At 41.6% G+C, this 18,367-nt stretch carries 18 protein-coding genes and 1 pseudogene; 8 read left to right on the top strand and 11 right to left on the bottom strand.

Annotated features, from left to right (window positions below):
* Positions 1-653: 653 nt before the first annotated feature.
* Positions 654-2,507, top strand: a complete 1,854-nt coding sequence (locus tag V7K15_RS14345) for a bifunctional serine/threonine-protein kinase/formylglycine-generating enzyme family protein (protein WP_334906151.1) — start codon at positions 654-656, stop codon at positions 2,505-2,507.
* 340 nt (positions 2,508-2,847) lie between these two features.
* Here V7K15_RS14345 and V7K15_RS14340 read toward each other — a convergent pair whose 3' ends face one another.
* Complete coding sequence (locus V7K15_RS14340; protein ID WP_334906150.1) at positions 2,848-3,261, bottom strand: hypothetical protein; 414 nt, start codon at positions 3,259-3,261, stop codon at positions 2,848-2,850.
* Positions 3,262-3,407: 146 nt separating this feature from the next.
* Here V7K15_RS14340 and V7K15_RS14335 point away from each other — a divergent pair, with 146 nt between their 5' ends.
* Both V7K15_RS14335 and V7K15_RS14330 read left to right on the top strand, forming a co-directional pair.
* A complete protein-coding gene (locus V7K15_RS14335) occupies positions 3,408-4,217 on the top strand; it encodes a Uma2 family endonuclease (RefSeq protein ID WP_334906149.1) in 810 nt (269 codons plus the stop codon).
* A gap of 127 nt (positions 4,218-4,344) precedes the next feature.
* Positions 4,345-5,199, top strand: a complete 855-nt coding sequence (locus V7K15_RS14330) for an HIT domain-containing protein (protein WP_334906148.1) — start codon at positions 4,345-4,347, stop codon at positions 5,197-5,199.
* Positions 5,200-5,305: 106 nt separating this feature from the next.
* Here the strand turns inward: V7K15_RS14330 and V7K15_RS14325 are convergent.
* A pseudogene (locus V7K15_RS14325) lies at positions 5,306-6,025 on the bottom strand (Uma2 family endonuclease).
* A 590-nt stretch (positions 6,026-6,615) separates the two neighbouring features.
* Here V7K15_RS14325 and serA point away from each other — a divergent pair.
* Both serA and prmA read left to right on the top strand, forming a co-directional pair.
* Positions 6,616-8,196, top strand: coding sequence for a phosphoglycerate dehydrogenase (gene serA, locus V7K15_RS14320; RefSeq protein WP_334906147.1), 1,581 nt, complete (start codon positions 6,616-6,618; stop codon positions 8,194-8,196).
* Between the two features lie 177 nt (positions 8,197-8,373).
* Positions 8,374-9,294 (top strand): 50S ribosomal protein L11 methyltransferase, encoded by a 921-nt coding sequence (gene prmA, locus V7K15_RS14315; protein WP_334906146.1) that lies wholly within the window; start codon positions 8,374-8,376, stop codon positions 9,292-9,294.
* On the opposite strand, the gene cas6 is transcribed toward prmA, so the two are convergent.
* The 8 genes from cas6 to V7K15_RS14275 form a co-directional block, all read right to left on the bottom strand.
* Entirely contained in the window at positions 9,242-9,826 is a 585-nt protein-coding gene (cas6, locus tag V7K15_RS14310; protein ID WP_442949674.1) for a type I-MYXAN CRISPR-associated protein Cas6/Cmx6, read from the bottom strand. The two genes, prmA and cas6, sit on opposite strands and share 53 nt — an antisense overlap.
* Before the next feature lie 330 nt (positions 9,827-10,156).
* Positions 10,157-11,098, bottom strand: a complete 942-nt coding sequence (locus tag V7K15_RS14305) for an AIPR family protein (RefSeq protein WP_334906155.1) — start codon at positions 11,096-11,098, stop codon at positions 10,157-10,159.
* A gap of 3 nt (positions 11,099-11,101) precedes the next feature.
* Positions 11,102-11,581 (bottom strand): hypothetical protein, encoded by a 480-nt coding sequence (locus V7K15_RS14300; RefSeq protein WP_334906145.1) that lies wholly within the window; start codon positions 11,579-11,581, stop codon positions 11,102-11,104.
* A gap of 6 nt (positions 11,582-11,587) precedes the next feature.
* Positions 11,588-11,830, bottom strand: a complete 243-nt coding sequence (locus V7K15_RS14295) for a hypothetical protein (RefSeq protein ID WP_334906144.1) — start codon at positions 11,828-11,830, stop codon at positions 11,588-11,590.
* Positions 11,831-12,094: 264 nt separating this feature from the next.
* Positions 12,095-13,966: a glutamine--fructose-6-phosphate transaminase (isomerizing) gene (gene glmS / locus V7K15_RS14290; protein ID WP_334906143.1), complete on the bottom strand. Its 1,872-nt coding sequence runs from the start codon at positions 13,964-13,966 to the stop codon at positions 12,095-12,097.
* Positions 13,967-14,732: 766 nt separating this feature from the next.
* Positions 14,733-14,978 (bottom strand): photosystem I iron-sulfur center protein PsaC, encoded by a 246-nt coding sequence (gene psaC / locus V7K15_RS14285; RefSeq protein ID WP_015196969.1) that lies wholly within the window; start codon positions 14,976-14,978, stop codon positions 14,733-14,735.
* Positions 14,979-15,269: 291 nt separating this feature from the next.
* Positions 15,270-15,491: a hypothetical protein gene (locus V7K15_RS14280; protein WP_334906142.1), complete on the bottom strand. Its 222-nt coding sequence runs from the start codon at positions 15,489-15,491 to the stop codon at positions 15,270-15,272.
* A gap of 82 nt (positions 15,492-15,573) precedes the next feature.
* A complete protein-coding gene (locus V7K15_RS14275; RefSeq protein WP_334906141.1) occupies positions 15,574-15,810 on the bottom strand; it encodes a hypothetical protein in 237 nt (78 codons plus the stop codon).
* Between the two features lie 209 nt (positions 15,811-16,019).
* Between V7K15_RS14275 and V7K15_RS14270 the strand changes: the two genes are divergently transcribed.
* On the top strand, positions 16,020-16,388 hold the full coding sequence (locus V7K15_RS14270) for a Dethiobiotin synthetase (protein ID WP_334906140.1): 369 nt from the start codon (positions 16,020-16,022) through the stop codon (positions 16,386-16,388).
* A 175-nt stretch (positions 16,389-16,563) separates the two neighbouring features.
* On the opposite strand, the gene V7K15_RS14265 is transcribed toward V7K15_RS14270, so the two are convergent.
* Positions 16,564-17,175, bottom strand: a complete 612-nt coding sequence (locus V7K15_RS14265) for a hypothetical protein (RefSeq protein ID WP_334906139.1) — start codon at positions 17,173-17,175, stop codon at positions 16,564-16,566.
* A gap of 158 nt (positions 17,176-17,333) precedes the next feature.
* Between V7K15_RS14265 and V7K15_RS14260 the strand changes: the two genes are divergently transcribed.
* Positions 17,334-17,594: a ribbon-helix-helix domain-containing protein gene (locus tag V7K15_RS14260; RefSeq protein WP_334906138.1), complete on the top strand. Its 261-nt coding sequence runs from the start codon at positions 17,334-17,336 to the stop codon at positions 17,592-17,594.
* A 36-nt stretch (positions 17,595-17,630) separates the two neighbouring features.
* On the top strand, positions 17,631-18,218 hold the full coding sequence (locus V7K15_RS14255; RefSeq protein WP_334906137.1) for a hypothetical protein: 588 nt from the start codon (positions 17,631-17,633) through the stop codon (positions 18,216-18,218).
* Positions 18,219-18,367: the final 149 nt, after the last annotated feature.

Raw genomic sequence — 18,367 nt, 5'->3', positions numbered from 1 at the left:
TCTCCTAAAGCGTTAATGACCGTATCCCTACCGTACTCGTTCAATGCATTTTATTTTTACCAAATTTAGCTTTCCTAAACTGCAATACCGTTAGGTATGACTACGCACTTAACCAATTTAGTTAAGTTTTTATGTTGTTTAGTTATACTTAAATTCTGGAATTGCCACTATTATATCACATCTACTGCAACCACTCAATTTTTCATGTGACTAAAGTCACTCGATTCGCTTATATCTCAGCCCTAAAGGGACTGAGCTTTACGCTTACCGGGTATTCCAGTAAGCCGCAAGTATGTAAGTCTTGTTCTAAATCCCCATTACAAAACTGTACCCTTCTCTAGGAGACGCTGCGCGTAGCTTGCTTCCACGTACTCCTGCGGAGGACAAGCTACGCGCAGCGTCCCGCAGGGAAGTGGTACGGTGTAGCTCAGGGCATCGCTTCCGACTTCCGACTACATACTTCTTTAATTCCCTCCTTTTTAAGACTTGTGATCACCAACATCTTTTCAATTACTCACTTTGTTACTATCTCAGGGCAAACAGCCGAGCAGTATTGCCTAAAAACTTGGTATAATTCGTGCAGTTAATTTGTCAGATGCAGTTAGTAACAATTATGCTCAAATTCATCAGATTTTCAGGAGTCTAAGATTGTTATGGGCGTGCTGGTTGGGCGCTACGAAATTATTCGGGAATTGGGTGGCGGCGGCTTTGCTATTACGTTTCTAGCAAAGGATTGTCTACAGCCCAGTCAGCCGTTATGTGTTGTTAAGCAATTGCGTCCTGAACATACTGATTCTCGGATTGTGGAATTCTTTGAAACAGAAGCGACTGTTCTTGAAAAGTTAGGTAAAGATTCCCAAATTCCTCAATTATTAGCGCATTTTAGAGAAAATAATCAGCTTTATATTGTTCAAGAATTTATCGAAGGACATGACCTAAAGCAAGAAATGATTGCAGGTAAGCAATTAAATGAGGGTTATGCCACTAAGCTATTACAAGATGTTTTGCAAGTTTTGTCCTTCGTACATAATCAGCAGGTAATTCACCGCGACATCAAGCCTGAGAATTTGATGCGACGGCATCAGGATGGGAAGATTTTTCTGATTGACTTTGGGGCAGTCAAGGAACTTGGCGCTTTAATAGTAAATGTACAAGGTAAGGTGACTTCTAGTGTCCTCATAGGTACTCCTGGCTATATGCCTAATGAGCAAAAGAATGGTAAACCCATATTTGCTAGTGATATATATGCTTTGGGAGTGACGGTAATTCAAGCATTGACAGGTGTTTCGGCAGTGGACTTTGAAGAGGATACCAAAACAGGTGAAATTCTCTGGCGTCATCAAGCACAGGTAAGCAAGCATCTAGCTAATGTGTTAAGCAAGATGGTGCGTCGTCATTACAGTTTACGCTACGCCAATACAGCCGAAGTGCTACAAGACCTTTCAAAAAAACCGCTGACACCGCCAACACAACCACAACAACCAGTTAACTGGTCGCGGCGCAGAGTTATTCAAACCGTGTGGTTAATGGGAGCGAGTTTTAGTTTTGCGATTGTGGTTGAGAAACTCTTGCTCAACAACTCAGTTGAGAGAAAAGCTTTGCCATCAACCTCATCTATTTCCCCAAATAATATTCCAGTACCGTCCCCCAATCAGACTCCAGCATTACCAACCAAAAGTGTAAATACTAGGGAATTAGCTTTAAAAACCTTCCAGTTTAAAGTGATGAAGGTAGATAATCAAGGAAATATTACCACAATCAGTCCTGGTCAGGGAATTTTTTTTATAGAAGACCTTGGTAACGGCAACATACTAGAGATGGTAGAAATTCCTGGCGGTCAGTTTCTCATGGGTTCACCACTAGGAGAAAAAGAGCGAAACAGAAATGAGGGACCACAGCATCCTATTACCATTAAACCTTTTTTTATCAGTAAATTTACTGTTACGCAAGAGCAGTATCAAGCAGTTATGGGCATCAACCCATCTTACTTCCCAGGGGTTAAGCGACCTGTCGAACAAGTAAGTTGGAATGATGCAGTCAAGTTTTGTCAAAAGCTGTCGCTGATGACTAACAAGAGCTATCGTTTACCCAGCGAGGCGGAGTGGGAGTATGCAGCTCGTGCTGGAACGACTACCCCATTCTATTTTGGTGAGACGATTACGACCAAGATCGCTAACTATAATGGTGAGTATACTTATGGTTCTGCTCCTCATGGCCCAAATCGTCAGGAGACTATCGATGTTGGTAGTTTACCTGCTAATGCTTATGGTTTGCATGAGATGCATGGCAATGTCTGGGAATGGTGCCAAGACAAATACCATAATGATTACCGTGGAATGCCTGCTGATGGAAGTGCTTGGGTAAGTGGAAATAATAATCCTTGGCTGCTGCGCGGTGGTTCATGGTTCAGTCCGGCAAGCTATTGCCGTTCATCCAACCGTTTAGACGAAAGCAACTCGGATGCAGCGGCTTACGACTTCGGTTTTCGGGTAGTTTACACACTCTAAAATAGTGCGATCGCCACAACATTAAGAACCAACGACAAAATCAGCATTTCTCGTTTGGTTTAGTTTCCAAGACTCAAAGCGATGTAAATGACTAGAGTTTGTGAAAAAGAAAATTTCAGTCCACTAATTGCGATCGCTATCTTTGATTCATGCTGTGCTAGCAGTGGCTGGGTCAACTAGCGTGCTATTGGTTGGTGCAGGTATGTTCTATCACAGTTTGCGTCGCTACTCCTCAGAAAATTTGATGTAGATGTGAGGTTAGGTTGAATGTTAGCAAACCTTCAACATTCCAAGAAGTTGTCGTTGGTAAGCTGAAAAACATCTAATTTGCATAACCGAATTAAACATAACTCTTGTGGGGTGGGTGATTCCAAATATTTGCAAGCGTTTGATAATCTAGAGAATCACAATCAGCGTCAAAAGCCTTACCCAGGATTTGTTTAACAGATTTGTTATATATAAATTGCTTGAGTGGTTTAGCAAATTTCTTAATGTCTTCGTCAGACACTCTGCGAAACCTTAACTCCTCTTCCACTATTTGCAAAAATTCCTTCAGTGCCTTAATAATAGCCTTCTGAAGTGGTTCCTTTAGAAATAGTAATGTGCCTACATTGTTGAAGCGGTCTTTGAAAAAGTCTTTGGCATAATCTTTTGCTAAATCCTGTGCAAAATCTTCGTTAAGAATAGTCTTGACTAGGAGTCCAACAGCATTGCTTGCTATCCAGCCAATCAACCATTCCACGATAATACTCACGCCTGCTAAGTGCTTGACTACGAGTAGTATATACACCACTCAGAGAAATTTTTCCAGATTTCTGAGTTTTTAGCTTAAAAGCGATGCTGGCTGAAGATTTGTTAAAAATAACTAATATACTGTGCATTGATATTAGGAGTAGTTTTATGGTTCTACAAGTTAACCCCATCCAAAAAGAACCAACTGTTACTTGGGAAGCACTTCCAGCCGACTTCATTTTACTTGACGATCCAGTGGAAAATATTCAACAACCCGCGATCGCTGCTGCGCTTACCGATGCTTTGGGAAGCACAGGACGCATTCAACCCCAGATGCTGATTGGCTCTAATTTTGGACTTGTAGCCACAGTCAACAAAAAAATCGTTGTCAAAGCCCCTGATTGGTTTTATGTACCTCAAGTGCAGTCTGTAGGAACAAATGTAGTTCGTCGCAGCTATACCCCGAATTTAGAAGGGGCTGCTGTGGCTGTGGTGATGGAATTTCTCTCAGACACAGAAGGGGGAGAACTATCAGTCCGCTCAACTCCACCCTACGGTAAACTCTATTATTACGAAAAGATTCTCCAAGTTCCAACCTACGTAAACTACGATCCCTATGAGCCTAGTTTAGAACTAAGGTGTTTGCAAAATGGAGAATATATTTTGCCGCAAGCAGATACCAATGGACGCTTTTGGATTCCTGAGTTAGAATTATTTCTCGGAATTTGGCAAGGTGAAAGATTATGCCAAACGATGAATTGGCTGCGCTGGTGGGATAGAGAAGGAAATTTGCTGTTGTGGAGTAGCGAACAAGCTGAACAAGAATGCCAACGCGCTGAACAGGAAAGCCAACGTGCTGAACAAGAACGCCAACGTGCTGAACAGGAAAGCCAACGCGCTGAACAAGAACGCCAACGTGCTGATATATTAGCAGCTAAGTTACGTGAGCTAGGTGTTGACCCTGATGCTCCGGCGTAGCCCGTACTTCTCTACGAGACGCTCCGCGAACGGCTGCGCTCGGCACAAGTCAGTAACCATCGTAGACATCGCATAACCTCAACGAATGCTGGGAATAATAAATTTGGGACCTCAACACCAAAATTCCATGAAACAGCAAAAAAATCAGTTCACCCATCTGACTGCGATCGAAAGAAGTTATCTGTCATTTCCTGCACAGTTTTTATTAAATCAAAACCTTCTACAAGGCAAAATACTAGACTTTGGTTGTGGCTTTGGTAATGATGTTAAAATATTGCGCCAAAAAGGTTGTGATATTACAGGTTATGACCCTTCTTATTTTCCAGAATATCCTGATAATAAATTTGATACAATAATTTGCTTTTATGTTTTAAATGTTTTATTTACTGAAGAACAAACTAATGTTCTTATGGAAGTATCACACTTATTAAAACCAGGAGGTAAAGCTTATTATGCTGTAAGAAGGGATATTAAAAAAGAAGGTTTCCGAGAACATTATGTTCATAAAAAGCCTACCTATCAGTGTATTGTAAAACTTCCCTTTCGTTCAGTGTTTTTAGATGAACATCGAGAATTATATGAGTATATTCACTATAATCATCAGCAAAATTCATCTAATTATTGTATATTCTGTAATCCTCATAAAAATCTAAAACTATTAACTGAATCCGCAACTGCTTATGCTATATTCGATGGCTATCCTATAAGTAAAGGCCATGTTTTGATTATTCCGAAACGTCATGTTAGCAGTTATTTTGAACTACCATTGAAAGAGCAATCTGCTTGCTGGTTTATGATGAACAAAGTACAAGAAATTCTCAAAATTGAATTTGAAGCTGATGGCTTTAATGTAGGAATGAACATCAATCGAGCCGCCGGTCAAAATATTATGCACGCCAGTATTCATATCATCCCTCGTTACAAAGGTGATACTGTTGGTAGTAAAAGTGGAATCAGAAACGTTATTCCTAAAATGCAATAGTTTTTTTACTGACAACTTCCAGTAGTAAACCCAGATTTATAGCAAAGACATAAATTTGAAAAACCTGATTTTTCAGTCTTATTGAAAATATTGCAAAATGTTTCAGTTAACCCGGATTATCTGGATCTATTCCGAGCGCTCTTAATTGTTCTGTCAATTGTTGCACCCGTTGTTCTGCAACTTCAGCGCGTTGTGCTTGTTGTTGAGCGCGTTGTGTTTCTTGTTTTATTTGTTCTGCGGGCGTGAGATACCGTTGTTCTTGCTCATCATACCAATAGATCCATTCCCGCGTTACACCGCAATAATTTCCCCTTTCGCAACCAATTCCTAAGCCAATTTCTGGTAGCCAAACGGGGTTTCGCTCTTGCAATTGATACCTACCATTAACTAACTTATGTACTTCCAAATGCGGTTTGCGGCGGCGACAAGAAGAATAAATCACGTAGTAAAGTACACCCAAAGCCGCATATTCATCCAATTTAGTAGTGTATTCCTTGCGATAATTTTGGGAAACTACTTCTAACACGAAAATCGGCACAACATTTTCATCCCACAGCACATAACTGGGACGGAGTTCCTCATCATAAAACCGCTCTACCCCTAAGCTTAAAAACCCATCTGGCACAATGGGCGGTTTATCGGGGTGATAATAAATACCCATATCTATCCCAAACAACCAGTCCATGCGTTATGGACAAAGTATCAGCAGGATCGCCTTCAGCAAGCCTGGTATCAATTCTTGCAGTTCATTATCCACAGGCATTTCATCAGAGTCTGGTAGTTCCTCGGCTGAGGGCAAGTACCTTGGCAAGTTGTACTCTAACATGGCTGGTTTCCCCAAAACTCAAATGATACTTGGTTTTTTTGGCTCACCAGAATTATAGCGATTTCAAGTGCAAAACGTGTTGTAACAAATCTATGAGAGCGATCGCCTACTTGTTTTTGTCTAAGTAATAATACAGAGCCAGCAACTTAGAGATTGCTCTTGCCGGTTATGAAGTTGCTCTGACAATTTTTACCCGCGACGCATTTCCTCAACAGTGGGCTGATACGCAATATGAAGCGATGGCAAAAGGCAAAAGCCAAATACTAGTTTTGGTTACCTAATCTGGCACATTCGGCAAAGTTGCTTAAGCTGATAAAATTTTGGTATTTCTTAACTATTAATAAATATATAGTACTTAGTGCTATTCATGCTTTATATTTAGCGACAGGGTGGTAGAAACAGGTACTCATGTTAAAATACTTAGGAGGCAGTACCCACCAGAAGCAACTCATGCCTCGATATCATCAGCAGGCAGCGTAAGTAAAGGTTAAGTTGATATTAAAACGAATAATTTTTGCTGAATTGCGGCAGATAAAGACTAAACTAAAAAGTCTTGTGCAGCAAAACCTGTAGCTTTAAATGAAATAATCATGTCTAAGGTTCTTGTCTCTGATTCTATTGACCAAGCTGGAATTGACATTCTTTCGCAAGTTGCTACCGTTGATGTCAAACTAGGTCTAAAACCAGCCGAACTGCTCGAAATTATTGGTGAGTATGACGCGCTCATGATTCGCTCTAGTACACGCGTCACCCAAGAAATCATTGAAGCCGGCACTCAGCTAAAAATCATCGGTCGTGCTGGTGTGGGTGTGGATAATGTAGATGTTCCTGCTGCCACACGCCGGGGAATTGTAGTAGTCAATTCTCCAGAGGGAAACACAATTGCCGCCGCCGAACATGCGCTAGCAATGATTTTGGCTTTGTCTCGCTACATCCCCGATGCTAACGCTTCGGTGAAACGCGGTGCTTGGGATCGCAATAGCTTTGTCGGCGCAGAAGTCTACAAAAAAACTCTCGGCGTTGTCGGTTTGGGTAAAATTGGCTCCCATGTTGCCTCTGTAGCTAAGACAATGGGGATGAAACTCCTAGCTTATGACCCTTTTATTTCTACAGACCGAGCCGAACAACTTGGCTGTCAGTTGGTGGAGCTAGATTTACTCTTCCGGCAAGCAGACTATATTACCCTACACATCCCCAAAACCCCAGAAACTACCCACTTAATCAATGCCACAACTCTGGCAAAAATGAAACCCACAGCCCGGATTATCAACTGCGCTCGTGGTGGGATCATTGATGAAGTAGCTTTAGCAGCAGCTCTGAAAGCGGGTACAATCGGGGGTGCAGCCTTGGATGTGTTCGAGTCAGAACCACTGGGTGAATCTGAGTTGCGATCGCTAGGTAAAGAAATCATCCTCACCCCCCATTTAGGAGCCTCTACCACGGAAGCTCAAGTGAATGTGGCCATTGATGTTGCCGAACAAATTCGGGATGTACTTTTAGGACTACCAGCACGTTCAGCCGTCAACATTCCCGGACTCGGCCCCGATGTGTTGGAAGAACTCAAACCCTATATGCAACTAGCAGAAACTCTAGGTAATCTAGTGGGACAGCTAGCTGGCGGACGGGTGGAAACACTCACTGTGCGACTGCAAGGCGAACTAGCGACCAACAAAAGTCAGCCTTTGGTGGTAGCTGCCTTGAAAGGATTACTTTACCAAGCTTTGCGGGAACGAGTAAATTACGTAAATGCCAGCATAGAAGCCAAAGAACGCGGAATTCGGGTGATTGAAACCCGCGATGCTTCGATTCGAGACTATGCCGGAACGCTTCATCTAGAAGCTACGGGTACTTTAGGTACTCATTCTGTCACAGGCGCTTTGTTGGGTGAGCGGGAAATCCACCTCACTGACGTTGATGGTTTCCCGATTAACGTCCCACCCAGCAAATATATGTTGTTTACCCTGCACCGCGATATGCCGGGGATTATCGGCAAACTAGGTTCCCTACTCGGCAGTTTTAATGTGAATATTGCCAGTATGCAAGTAGGTCGTAAAATCGTCCGTGGTGATGCTGTAATGGCTCTGAGTATAGATGATCCTTTACCTGAGGGCATTTTGGATGAGATTATAAAAGTCCCTGGCATTCGGGACGCCTATACAGTAACTTTATGAGTGCTGAGTGCCCAGGAATGAGTGCTGAGTGAAGAAAAGTTAGGAGTGAATAGTGAGGAGTTAAAAGTTAAAAAGGAAAACTCCTAACTCCTAACTTAAAACTCATAACTCTCTCATACTCAGCACTCAGCACGGGCTAAACGCCCCGCTCCCGCTAACAGCACTCAGCACTCAAAAATGGCAAACACCTGGTGGGAACTACAGATTTTATGTGAACCAGACCTAGAAGATTCGATCTTTTGGCGACTGGAAGATTTTGGTTGTCGTGGTACAGCTAGTGAAAACAAAGGAAATTCATCTTTAGTAAGAGCTTATCTGCCGACAATTCAAACACAGCTACTAGATTTGGCAGCGCTGTCGCTGTGGCTGCGTCAAGATGCCCTCTGTGTAGGAGTTTCATCTCCCTCCCTGCAATGGCAGTTAATTGATGAGGAAGATTGGGCGACTAGCTGGAAACAATATTGGCATCCGCAGGAAATAGGCGATCGCTTCCTGATCAATCCCGCTTGGCTACCATTACCAGAAATAACCGAACGGTTAGTGATTCGTCTTGACCCTGGTGTAGCATTTGGTACGGGCAACCATGCCACCACTCAGCTATGTTTGGAATCTTTAGAAATGCGGCTGAGTGGAGTTTCTCAGTCCTTTGTGGGTAATAGTGGCAAACATGAAGATATGGTAATTGCGGATATTGGCTGTGGTTCTGGTATCCTTTCCATTGGGGCGCTGCTACTGGGAGCCGAGAAAGTCTATGCAGTGGATAATGACCCTTTGGCGGTGCAATCAACTATCAGCAATCGCACCTTAAACGACATTAGCCCAGAACGCTTACTACCTGCACTGGGAAGTGTAGACGTTTTGACAAAACTGGTTTCTCAACCAGTTGACGGTATCGTTTGCAATATTTTGGCTGACGTGATTATTGAATTGGTTCCAGAAATGAGTGCGATCGCTAAACCTGAGACTTGGGCGATCTTCAGTGGTATTTTACTAGAACAATCTAAAGCTGTTGCTGACGCTTTAGAACAAAATGGTTGGATTGTTGCTACCCTGTGGAAACGAAAAGAATGGTGTTGCTTGAATGTCCGGCGTTCTTAACAAACAGAATTCCTTGCAATGTTAGCGAATCTTCATTGCTGAGATTAATGATTTCTAACCCAAAACCCACAACCGTAAAGCGCTTGATTTTGATACTTCTACGTTTTGGGCTACCATCAGTATTTTTGGTAATAAAAGCTTTTGACTGGATACCCAGTTGTTCTAACTGACGCTGTGCAGCTGATAAAAATGACTCCGGTTCTTGATAACCCTGGATAATCACTATACGCGATCGCAGTCTCTCAGCAGGCTCAAGCAAATAAATTTCAGGAATCCCCAAACGAATTGTATGCTTGCCAATTCTCAGGGGCTTACCTGCTAACGGATAAACCAAACGCACTTGATCCATTGGTGGCCGAATCCGAAGCCTCGAATTTTTAGTTAGCCGAATTACGCCTGACTTGGGAATACCTGCAATGGTATGAATTCCAACTGTATCTAATTTATGAAGTTCGGGTTCAAAATGAGCGATCGCAGAAAATAGCTCATAGCCGTGGTCGAGAGGTACTGTCTCACCAATCAGGTTAAAAATTAAATCTATGTTATGTTAACTGAGGTGTTAAAACCTTTGTTGGCTTTGTTAGATTTAAAGGTTACTCTGAGAGAATCTGCATAGGTAAGCTGCAATCAACGATCATCTTTACCACCCTATCTTTAAGCAGATATACGATATAGGCAACTAATTATTATTTAGACTACCTTAGTGATTAATGTGAGAGTACTTTAAAGCGTCAAGCAAACATAATAATTTTTACTAAGTTAGTATTCTTATATTCATTTAGCATTTCTAAAATTTCCTTGAAGAATAGGAAAAGCCTAATTTGTACCAACTCGAATTACTGGGAGTCCTACAGTATTGTCCTCAATTTAAAATTTTTTCCACAATTTCCTGGCATTTTGTGACATTTCTGAAGATATTTGCCGGATAGGAAGTTGGAAATAGGTTGCTACTTTCGCTCATAATACTACCCAAAAACTCTGAGCTCATAGATTGAATATCATCAATTTGTACTGGGGTTAAATCAGATGATATGCTAAAAAAATTCTCTAGTAAGGCTTTGTAAACTAGGTGTAGTATGAGACGATTACTATGAGTAGCAAATAACTTTTCTCTTCCATCTCGTTGTTTTTGCACTTCTGATAATTTATTCTCTACTACTCTTAAGATTTGAACTAATTTCCAAAGGTTAGAACCATTTACTGATCTATTAAAGAGAGTTTTGTATGGAGGTTTTTCTATATCTTCCCATAAAACACCAATTTTATCTTTAACTCGCGTGGCGAAAGAAACCTCATTCTGTTTGCACGCTCGACTAATCGTAGCTTCATTTAAATCAAAACCTTTTTCTCCATCTGGGATTGATTCACCTGACTTATAAGTATAAATAATTCCTTCTAAGTGAAGTTCATTTTTTATTCTTTCTTGCTCTGGATCGAGAGCTACAAATTCTCGACGATCAATTCGGTTCTGAGTATTGTTGAATCGAGTAATTTCTGTAGCAAATTCTTCAGGACAATTTTCTAAGGAGATAAAACGAATAAGAACTCTTGCTTTTTCAACCTGCTCAGGAGAATTTTGATATGCTCTTGCTATCGATCCAACAGTCTGAGCGCCATTAACTACTTTGACATCTTTACATTCAAATATGCCCGTGTCTCTTCCACTACCGCCAAGCGGTTTTTTCCCAATACTAGAACACAAAGCTGTTATGCCATTGTTATAATACCAAAATTTTTCCGGTTCTTTTTTTAGTGTATTGATAATACCTTCATTAACTTCACTATCTTTTACAAAAAGCCTAATATTTTAAGAGAACAATTTAGGAGAATGTTTAGTCCACCAATCAGCTACTTCCCTAGCAGACACTTGCCCATAATATGATTGATAGGGTTCTTTTGTTTGTCCCCACTCAAACAGGCAAACATCTAAATTTATCGGATTGCCAGATGCTCCTTGAGATATAATGTTATATATATTTGCCTGGTTATAAACTCTCATACTAACAATATCTGATGAATCGTTCATCTCACCTAATAGATCATCCAATTCTCTTTTTGGTTCATCTGCTAAGGGAGTTTGACCTGAATAAACAAGAATTATTTCAAATCTTGTTCCTGCGTCATTCAGCGCTTCTTCAATATCTGGAGTTTTATTATTAAATTTTGAGTTGAATCTGTCATATCTAGCATTTACCAAGTCTTTAAAACCTCTAGTAAATTTCATTACCTCATCTGTTTTAACACTACCTTTACTGTCTTGTTTCCATTTGGACTGTAATACATACATTATTCTTTATCGCCTGTCAAAATAAAGCGAATCTATTCCATTATCCTGTCCACCATCAACTATCGATTTTGATGCTTCTTGAGGAGAGATATCAGCTAAAACCATCAAAGTAAATGCAGCTAGACTTCTTGTTAAGAAAATTAACTCTCTGTCTGTTTCAGATTTATTTTGATAATCTGATAAGTCAATCAAACCTTTAAATGTTTTTTGAAGGTATGACTTTATTTGACGTAGGTGGATTTCACTCATAATGTTGGTAGATGTAATTAACTTGGATGTTATCGGCTCAAATTTTTACAGACTTGTCTGTAGTATAAAGACGTTGTAAAATTATACATTCGGGTTTTTGCGATCGCATTTGGATAATTTTACCCTTTACTGCAAATCCAGCTAATATTTACTTAAGTATTAATAAATATATTATACTTATAATTATTGCCATAAAAATGGCTTATGCAAGCCATAGAACTTCTTCAGAAGCCATTATACCTTAACTATACGTATAAAATTATACTATTCTACGGTAACACTTTTAGCAAGGTTACGAGGTTGATCGACATCCAAACCGCGACGGGCGGCAATATGATAAGCGAACAATTGTAAAGGAACTACTGTGAGGAGGGGAGAAAGTAACTCTTCTACATGGGAGATAGGAAGAAGATCGTTAAAGATTTCCGCAGCTTCGCCATCGTTGACGGGAGTCACGCCAATTAACCGAGAATCTCTAGCTTTGGCTTCCTGGGCATTAGAAATAACTTTTTCGTAAACACTACCAGGGATTGCGATCGCAACTACTGGTACTTTCGCATCTAATAGAGCGATCGGTCCATGTTTCATCTCTCCAGCCGGATAGCCTTCGGCGTGAATATAGCTGATTTCTTTTAATTTCAACGCGCCTTCCAAAGCAATAGGAAAGTTAATTCCCCTACCTATAAAAATGAAATCTTGGGTTTCGGCGAATTCGTGGGCTAGCTGTTCAGTTAAACATTCCTGAGTTTCCAAAGTTGCCTCAATTTCTTTAGGAATCTGCCACAACCCATTAATAATTTTCTCTAATCTATCTTTTGAAACTGTCTGACGACGAGCTGCTAAATCCAATGCCAAAGCATAAAATGCCATCAATTGAGCAGTAAAAGTTTTCGTCGCCGCTACCCCAATTTCAATTCCCGCTAGAGTACTGATGATATGCGGTACCAGATGACCAAGGCTGCTTTCGGGGCGATTGGTAATGCCCAGTAGTCGCGCTTGATATTTAGGTTCTTTCCCCTGGCGACGTTCTTTTTCCATCGCCAAAGCTGCTAGGGTATCAGCAGTTTCACCTGATTGAGTAACACCAATAATCAACGTGTTAGCCGTCACGGGTGATGGTGCATAGCGATACTCAGAAGCGTAATGTACTTGAGTTGAAATTCCTGCTAGTTGTTCGATTAAATATTTTCCGATTAATGCTGCGTGCCAACTGGTACCACAGGCGACGATCTGAATTTGTTCTAAATCGTTGTATAAATCCGCAGGTAAACCAAGATTGATTGGCGATTCGCTAGATTCGGCTGGATTAAAGTATGCTTCTAAACTAGCTCTTACTACCCCTGGTTGCTCATGGATTTCTTTGAGCATGAAGTGTTTAAATCCCTGCTTTTCTACCATTCCAGGATTGTAGTTGAGCAGTCGGGGTTGTTTTTTCAACCTGTCGCCAGCAAAATTGTAAATCTCAACGCCCAAAGGTGTGAGGCGGGCAATTTCGCCATTTTCCAAAGGTAGCACTGCACGGGTGTAGGAAGCGATCGCTAGCGTGTCAGACGCACAAAAGAATTCCCCTTGACCAAAACCAATTACCAAAGGTGCTTGTTGGCGGACAACAATCAATTCATCGGGGTAGTCAGCAGAAATAACTGCGATCGCAAATGCCCCATGTAAGTGGTTAACAGCTTGGCGAATTGCCTCTAGGAAGGGAGATGAGGGGGGAAGATTCTTTAAAAATTCGGCTATGAGATGGGGAATTACTTCTGTATCGGTCTCAGAAAGAAACTGGTGTCCTTTTCCTTTGAGTTCCTCGCGCAACTCGCGGTAATTTTCGATAATGCCATTTTGTACTACCGCCAGTCGCTTTGCCGTATCCATGTGGGGATGGGCGTTGTACTCTTCTGGTTTACCATGAGTTGCCCAGCGTGTGTGACCAATACCAATTTGGCTAGGGGTTTCTATTTGTTCGAGTTTAGAACGCAGGTTAAGCAGTTTGCCCTTTGCCCGCACACAATTAACCTCACCTTCCCAAATAGTGGCGATTCCAGCCGAATCGTAGCCCCTGTACTCTAGTTTTTCCAGCCCAGCCAATAAAATGTCTGTCGCCGCTTGAGTGCCTATATATCCAACGATTCCGCACATTGTTCACACCGCTTTTTTTCAGGATAATTAAATCCAGTATAGTTGCTAGCACAAACTCGACGTTTTGCAAAGAAAAAAGGGAGTAAATTACTCCCTCCACCACTAGGTATTGCTAAAGATGCTTTCTAAACTTCATCTACAGCAGAATTCCGAAGTCAAACAGGCTTTATATCTGGCTTTGAGACGAATCGTTGTGTACTTCACTTTCGTTGAAATCTGCTGTAAGTTGAGAACCGTAGTTTTCGCCCTCTCCCTAAATCCCTCTCCCATATCTGGGAAAGGGACTTTGAAATTCTGGCTCCCCTTCTTCCAGATATGGGAGAAGGGGTTGGGGGATGAGGGAAAATCTTTTTGATCACCGAAGAACTACAGGTTTCAAGATAGACGTGCTTTATTAAGAAACTTTAAAATTTTTCAGGACTGAGTTCTGAGTTTCGAGTCACCGTTCGCCCTTGGCGTCTGCCTTTGCAAGAAGTTTAGATCGACGGAAACCGCCGATCTAAACTTCTCGCTGAGTGAAGAATCAAGAAATTGTTTTTTTGATTTACTTCATTTTGCCTCAGGACAACGACGAGCGCGAGAACTCTGTAGCAAGATTCCGCAGGGTGCGGAGGCTTTTTTTGATGGTCTATATCACTGGCTACAGGCGCAAAGGCTTGCATCTCTCCCTTGTGTCCAAAGGGGACAAGGCAACCGTTCTGGAAAGAACGGTTGGGCAATAGACCCGCATCGCGATCAGCAGTTCAGTGATTTAGCACTGAGCTTTTTAGTAAGCTAGACCCATACTGCGAGTTGTTTCAGCGCCCAGGTAAACCCGGATGCTCAAAAAGTCGGTGGGACAAGCGGTTTCGCAGCGCTTACAGCCCACACAGTCTTCTGTACGGGGCGAAGAGGCAATTTGAGCAGCTTTGCAGCCATCCCAAGGAACCATCTCCAGTACATCAGTAGGGCAAGCGCGGACGCATTGGGTGCAGCCAATGCAGGTATCGTAGATTTTTACGGCATGAGACATTTAAAAAACCGCTCCTTTCGAGTGTTCTTCTCTGCGAAAGAATCATAATCAACGCACAGTTTACCGCAGTGGTTGATAGGCCGTAATCAAAAGGCTACATAACTTCAAACAATGTAATGAACACCCTTGATCAATTGTTTTTGCGAGATCGTGCCTATTGACTTCTTAATCAGCAACATCATCGCAGCGTATTTACCCCAGGTAAATACCATAAGGAAGGTGAATTGTAAAGTCATTTGCAAGAAAAGTCAATCCAATAATAAAGCTCTGGCATTTTCTACAAAATGGTTCTCACTCTCGAAAGACATCTAGAATGATGTTAGTATCTAGCAATACCTTCATTTCAGGTATTTCTCCACCAAGCCTTCTTCTAAAATTATCTCCACTTCCGCATCGGTTAGTGGTGCTAAAGTCTGTTTTCAGTAGCCCGGTCATCCGATCTACTATATCTTGTGGAACTGGTGTGTGGAGTCTGAGATCGTTTTGTAGTGAATGAGCGATCGCACTCAGCAATTATCGGTGAGCGATCGCTCACCAATAACTTGTATATTTGACTTTTTAATTCTGACAATCTTATAATTTTTACTTTTAGATATCAGAGGATTTCCGAAATCGCAAACTCATCATTTTTAGCAGCAATTTCGGTTGGAATCTTTGGCTGACTAACCATCACTTCCAGTTGTTCTTCGGGATTTTTGGCATCAGTCAATTTATCTTTTGTATATTCCGTTTCTCGGATTTGTCGAGCAATCCTTTCTAGTAGCCAAAGTTGTTCTTCCACAGATAAGGCACGGATGGAGCGCTCAATTTCTTCTAAATTCGGTGATATCATTTTGCTTCTGATTCCCAGCAAGGTATATTTTTCCAAGATATTATATTGAGTCTATCTGCTTAAGGTAAAGCATCGCAAATTCCCGATCATTTTCCCTACGCCGATCTTTTCACAAATCAAATGAGATTGCTATAAATAACCATAAACTAGTTTGATGAGTTTTTAATTAAGTATTCATACTGAAGCAAAATGTGCGCTAAACTGACTACATGAATTACGAAACAGCTCGGAAACTCCTCATAGATCAGACAATCATAACCGAGGAAAACCCAGATGCGCTGTTAATGCGTATGAAACACGGGAAACCCCCGATACCTGGTCAGATCACCTCGATTTTGTTAGCATTGAAAGTGGTGTTTGAAGCTCTTAAAGATGCAAAAAGCCTAGACCGAGAACTGGCTTTAGCTCTTTATCAGTTAAGCATTAAGGCGCAACAGCTGTTTACCGCAGGGTATAAAGCCGGGGTTGATTGGCCGCCACTACTGAAAGAAGATTTGCTACGAATTTCCTTAGCATCTGAAAGTATCTTTTCGGGTATATGGCAAACCCTAGCGCCTATAGGGTTGGGGAAGTTGTAGAACACCAATTCAATAATCTTTAAACCAGAAAATATGAGGGAGATGAGGGAGACAAGGGAAATGCCCAATACTTCTCTACCAGAGGCTGCGCCAACGACTTCTCTACGAGACGCTACGCGTAGCTTGCTTCCACGAAGTGGTACGCTCAGTACAAGTGCCCAATGCCCAATGCCCATTAACGACTTTGCAGTTCCCTTTCTAACTTGTCTAGGTCAGTTTTGAGCAAAATCGTCATTTGACCGGTAAAAGCTTTGCCAGTCTTGGGTTGGGCGATTTCCACCCAATATACATAGCGATCGCCTACTCGTAATTCTCCCTTTAAAGCTTCCCGAATCGGAGTTTCGGCAAAACGCGCCGAGTTAATTACGCTTTGGTTGGGATAGTGATAGACGACTTGGGCGCGATCGTAATCTTGATAAATCTCCAAGCCATAAATCACCCGCAAGGATTCCTGGAGACGCGTAAATGTCATACCGTTAATCGCATCATACATGGCAATACGCTCAGTGCGAATTCTGCCACGGTCTTTAGAAAATTCTATCCTACCGGGAGGCAATACCGACGCTTGAAAACTGAATCGTTGAGCAGCTGTATCAGTCTTTTGCACAAATAATTGCTCCCCACTGCTGGGGCGGAGTGTGGGATGTGCTTTAATCCAGGCGCCTACTTCCTCTGTACTTTGCCCTGGTAAAGCATTAACTTGGGAATCAAAAAGCGTTCCCACGCACAGCCAGGGTGCTAGAGAAACAGGCAAAATTAGACAGTTAAGCAGAGATTTTTTGAGCATTTTCCTATTCAGGACTTTCATGGAAATTTCCCCATTAGTGAAGTAACCATAGTCTTCCCGTTTTCAGGAGGATTACTTCAAACCTCAACCCAACTTCAGATATTAAGGATCTGACTTATCAACGCTCTATCATAGAAAAAGCTAAGAATGGAATCGTCATGAGCATTACGTTCAGTCCAGAGCAAAAACAGATAATTCAAGCTTTGCTAGCCACAGATAGATTTAACAGCGTTGATGAAGTAATTCAAACTGCATTGCGCCTTTTAGCAGAAGAGACTCTTTCCGATCAAGAATGGCTTGAAGAAACTCGCACCAAGATTGATGAAGGGTTAGCATCACTTGAAAGGGGAAAAAGAATTGATGGTGAAACTTTTGTGAATCAGCTTTTAACACAGTTGAAGCAAGCAAAAGAGGCTTAGGTCTGTTGAAGTTCCGCATTTACCCAAGTTGCAGATATGTGTTCTGAAGAATTGGAAAAACTAATTCAGCAGCATGGTGAAGCTGCTAAATCCTATGCGAATGAGGCTATCCAAATTGGCGATACATACATAATTCCAAACTTTGGTTTTGATGCAACAATGCAGAATTCTCTAGATTTACTGCTAGGTGGCAGAAAAACCTGGAACCACGGAGTGGTTGATATTCGAGTTTTTACAAAACCTGAAGACTTTACACTGTTTGGTTGCGACGAAGAGACTACAGAAATCGAAATTATTGATTTATTGACACTTTGCCGAAATCTTTATCCAGATGACTATGATTATTCCCAATTACCTGAATGGTGGACTGAGGAAGATATGCAAAGTGCGGCTGAGGTGTTTGAGCCACTTGATTTTGCAATTTGGATGCAAGATACATTCCGTCCAGATGAGTCAGAGGAGGAAGCACTTAATATATGGCTTAAGTCTGTGCAACCTTGGTTAGGAAAGGAGATTATCTTCTACAAGATGGAAGATGATGATGACTCAAATTGTGGTTTTGCGCCATACCTTTTTATGGGAGATCGTTGTCTTATTCTTGTTGCACGATGTTGGCAGCTATAGACATCACTAGTTCAAGCCTCAAAGACGAGGATCATCTACAGGTGGATGCCAGCCTCCTTGTATCCATAACTGCCTAGATTCTTGGATAAATCCTTGGTTGTGAAATTATATAGTCATTGTAGTGTCCCCTGTGAATTGGCTGCCAAAAT

The sequence above is a fragment of the Nostoc sp. genome, from assembly GCF_036919815.1.
Lineage (GTDB): Bacteria > Cyanobacteriota > Cyanobacteriia > Cyanobacteriales > Nostocaceae > Nostoc.
The sequence above is the reverse complement of the archived record's forward strand: the minus strand, read 5'-3'. Positions and strand labels throughout refer to the sequence as shown.

Excerpts from the sequence above, each read along its gene's own strand:
- V7K15_RS14345 (WP_334906151.1), top strand. The coding sequence starts at position 654 with ATGGGCGTGCTGGTTGGGCGCTACGAAATTATTCGGGAATTGGGTGGC.
- V7K15_RS14335 (WP_334906149.1), top strand. The coding sequence starts at position 3,408 with ATGGTTCTACAAGTTAACCCCATCCAAAAAGAACCAACTGTTACTTGG.
- V7K15_RS14330 (WP_334906148.1), top strand. The coding sequence starts at position 4,345 with ATGAAACAGCAAAAAAATCAGTTCACCCATCTGACTGCGATCGAAAGA.
- serA (WP_334906147.1), top strand. The coding sequence starts at position 6,616 with ATGTCTAAGGTTCTTGTCTCTGATTCTATTGACCAAGCTGGAATTGAC.
- prmA (WP_334906146.1), top strand. The coding sequence starts at position 8,374 with ATGGCAAACACCTGGTGGGAACTACAGATTTTATGTGAACCAGACCTA.
- V7K15_RS14300 (WP_334906145.1), bottom strand. The coding sequence starts at position 11,581 with ATGTATGTATTACAGTCCAAATGGAAACAAGACAGTAAAGGTAGTGTT.
- V7K15_RS14295 (WP_334906144.1), bottom strand. The coding sequence starts at position 11,830 with ATGAGTGAAATCCACCTACGTCAAATAAAGTCATACCTTCAAAAAACA.
- glmS (WP_334906143.1), bottom strand. The coding sequence starts at position 13,966 with ATGTGCGGAATCGTTGGATATATAGGCACTCAAGCGGCGACAGACATT.
- psaC (WP_015196969.1), bottom strand. The coding sequence starts at position 14,978 with ATGTCTCATGCCGTAAAAATCTACGATACCTGCATTGGCTGCACCCAA.
- V7K15_RS14275 (WP_334906141.1), bottom strand. The coding sequence starts at position 15,810 with ATGATATCACCGAATTTAGAAGAAATTGAGCGCTCCATCCGTGCCTTA.
- V7K15_RS14270 (WP_334906140.1), top strand. The coding sequence starts at position 16,020 with ATGAATTACGAAACAGCTCGGAAACTCCTCATAGATCAGACAATCATA.
- V7K15_RS14265 (WP_334906139.1), bottom strand. The coding sequence starts at position 17,175 with ATGCTCAAAAAATCTCTGCTTAACTGTCTAATTTTGCCTGTTTCTCTA.
- V7K15_RS14260 (WP_334906138.1), top strand. The coding sequence starts at position 17,334 with ATGAGCATTACGTTCAGTCCAGAGCAAAAACAGATAATTCAAGCTTTG.
- V7K15_RS14255 (WP_334906137.1), top strand. The coding sequence starts at position 17,631 with ATGTGTTCTGAAGAATTGGAAAAACTAATTCAGCAGCATGGTGAAGCT.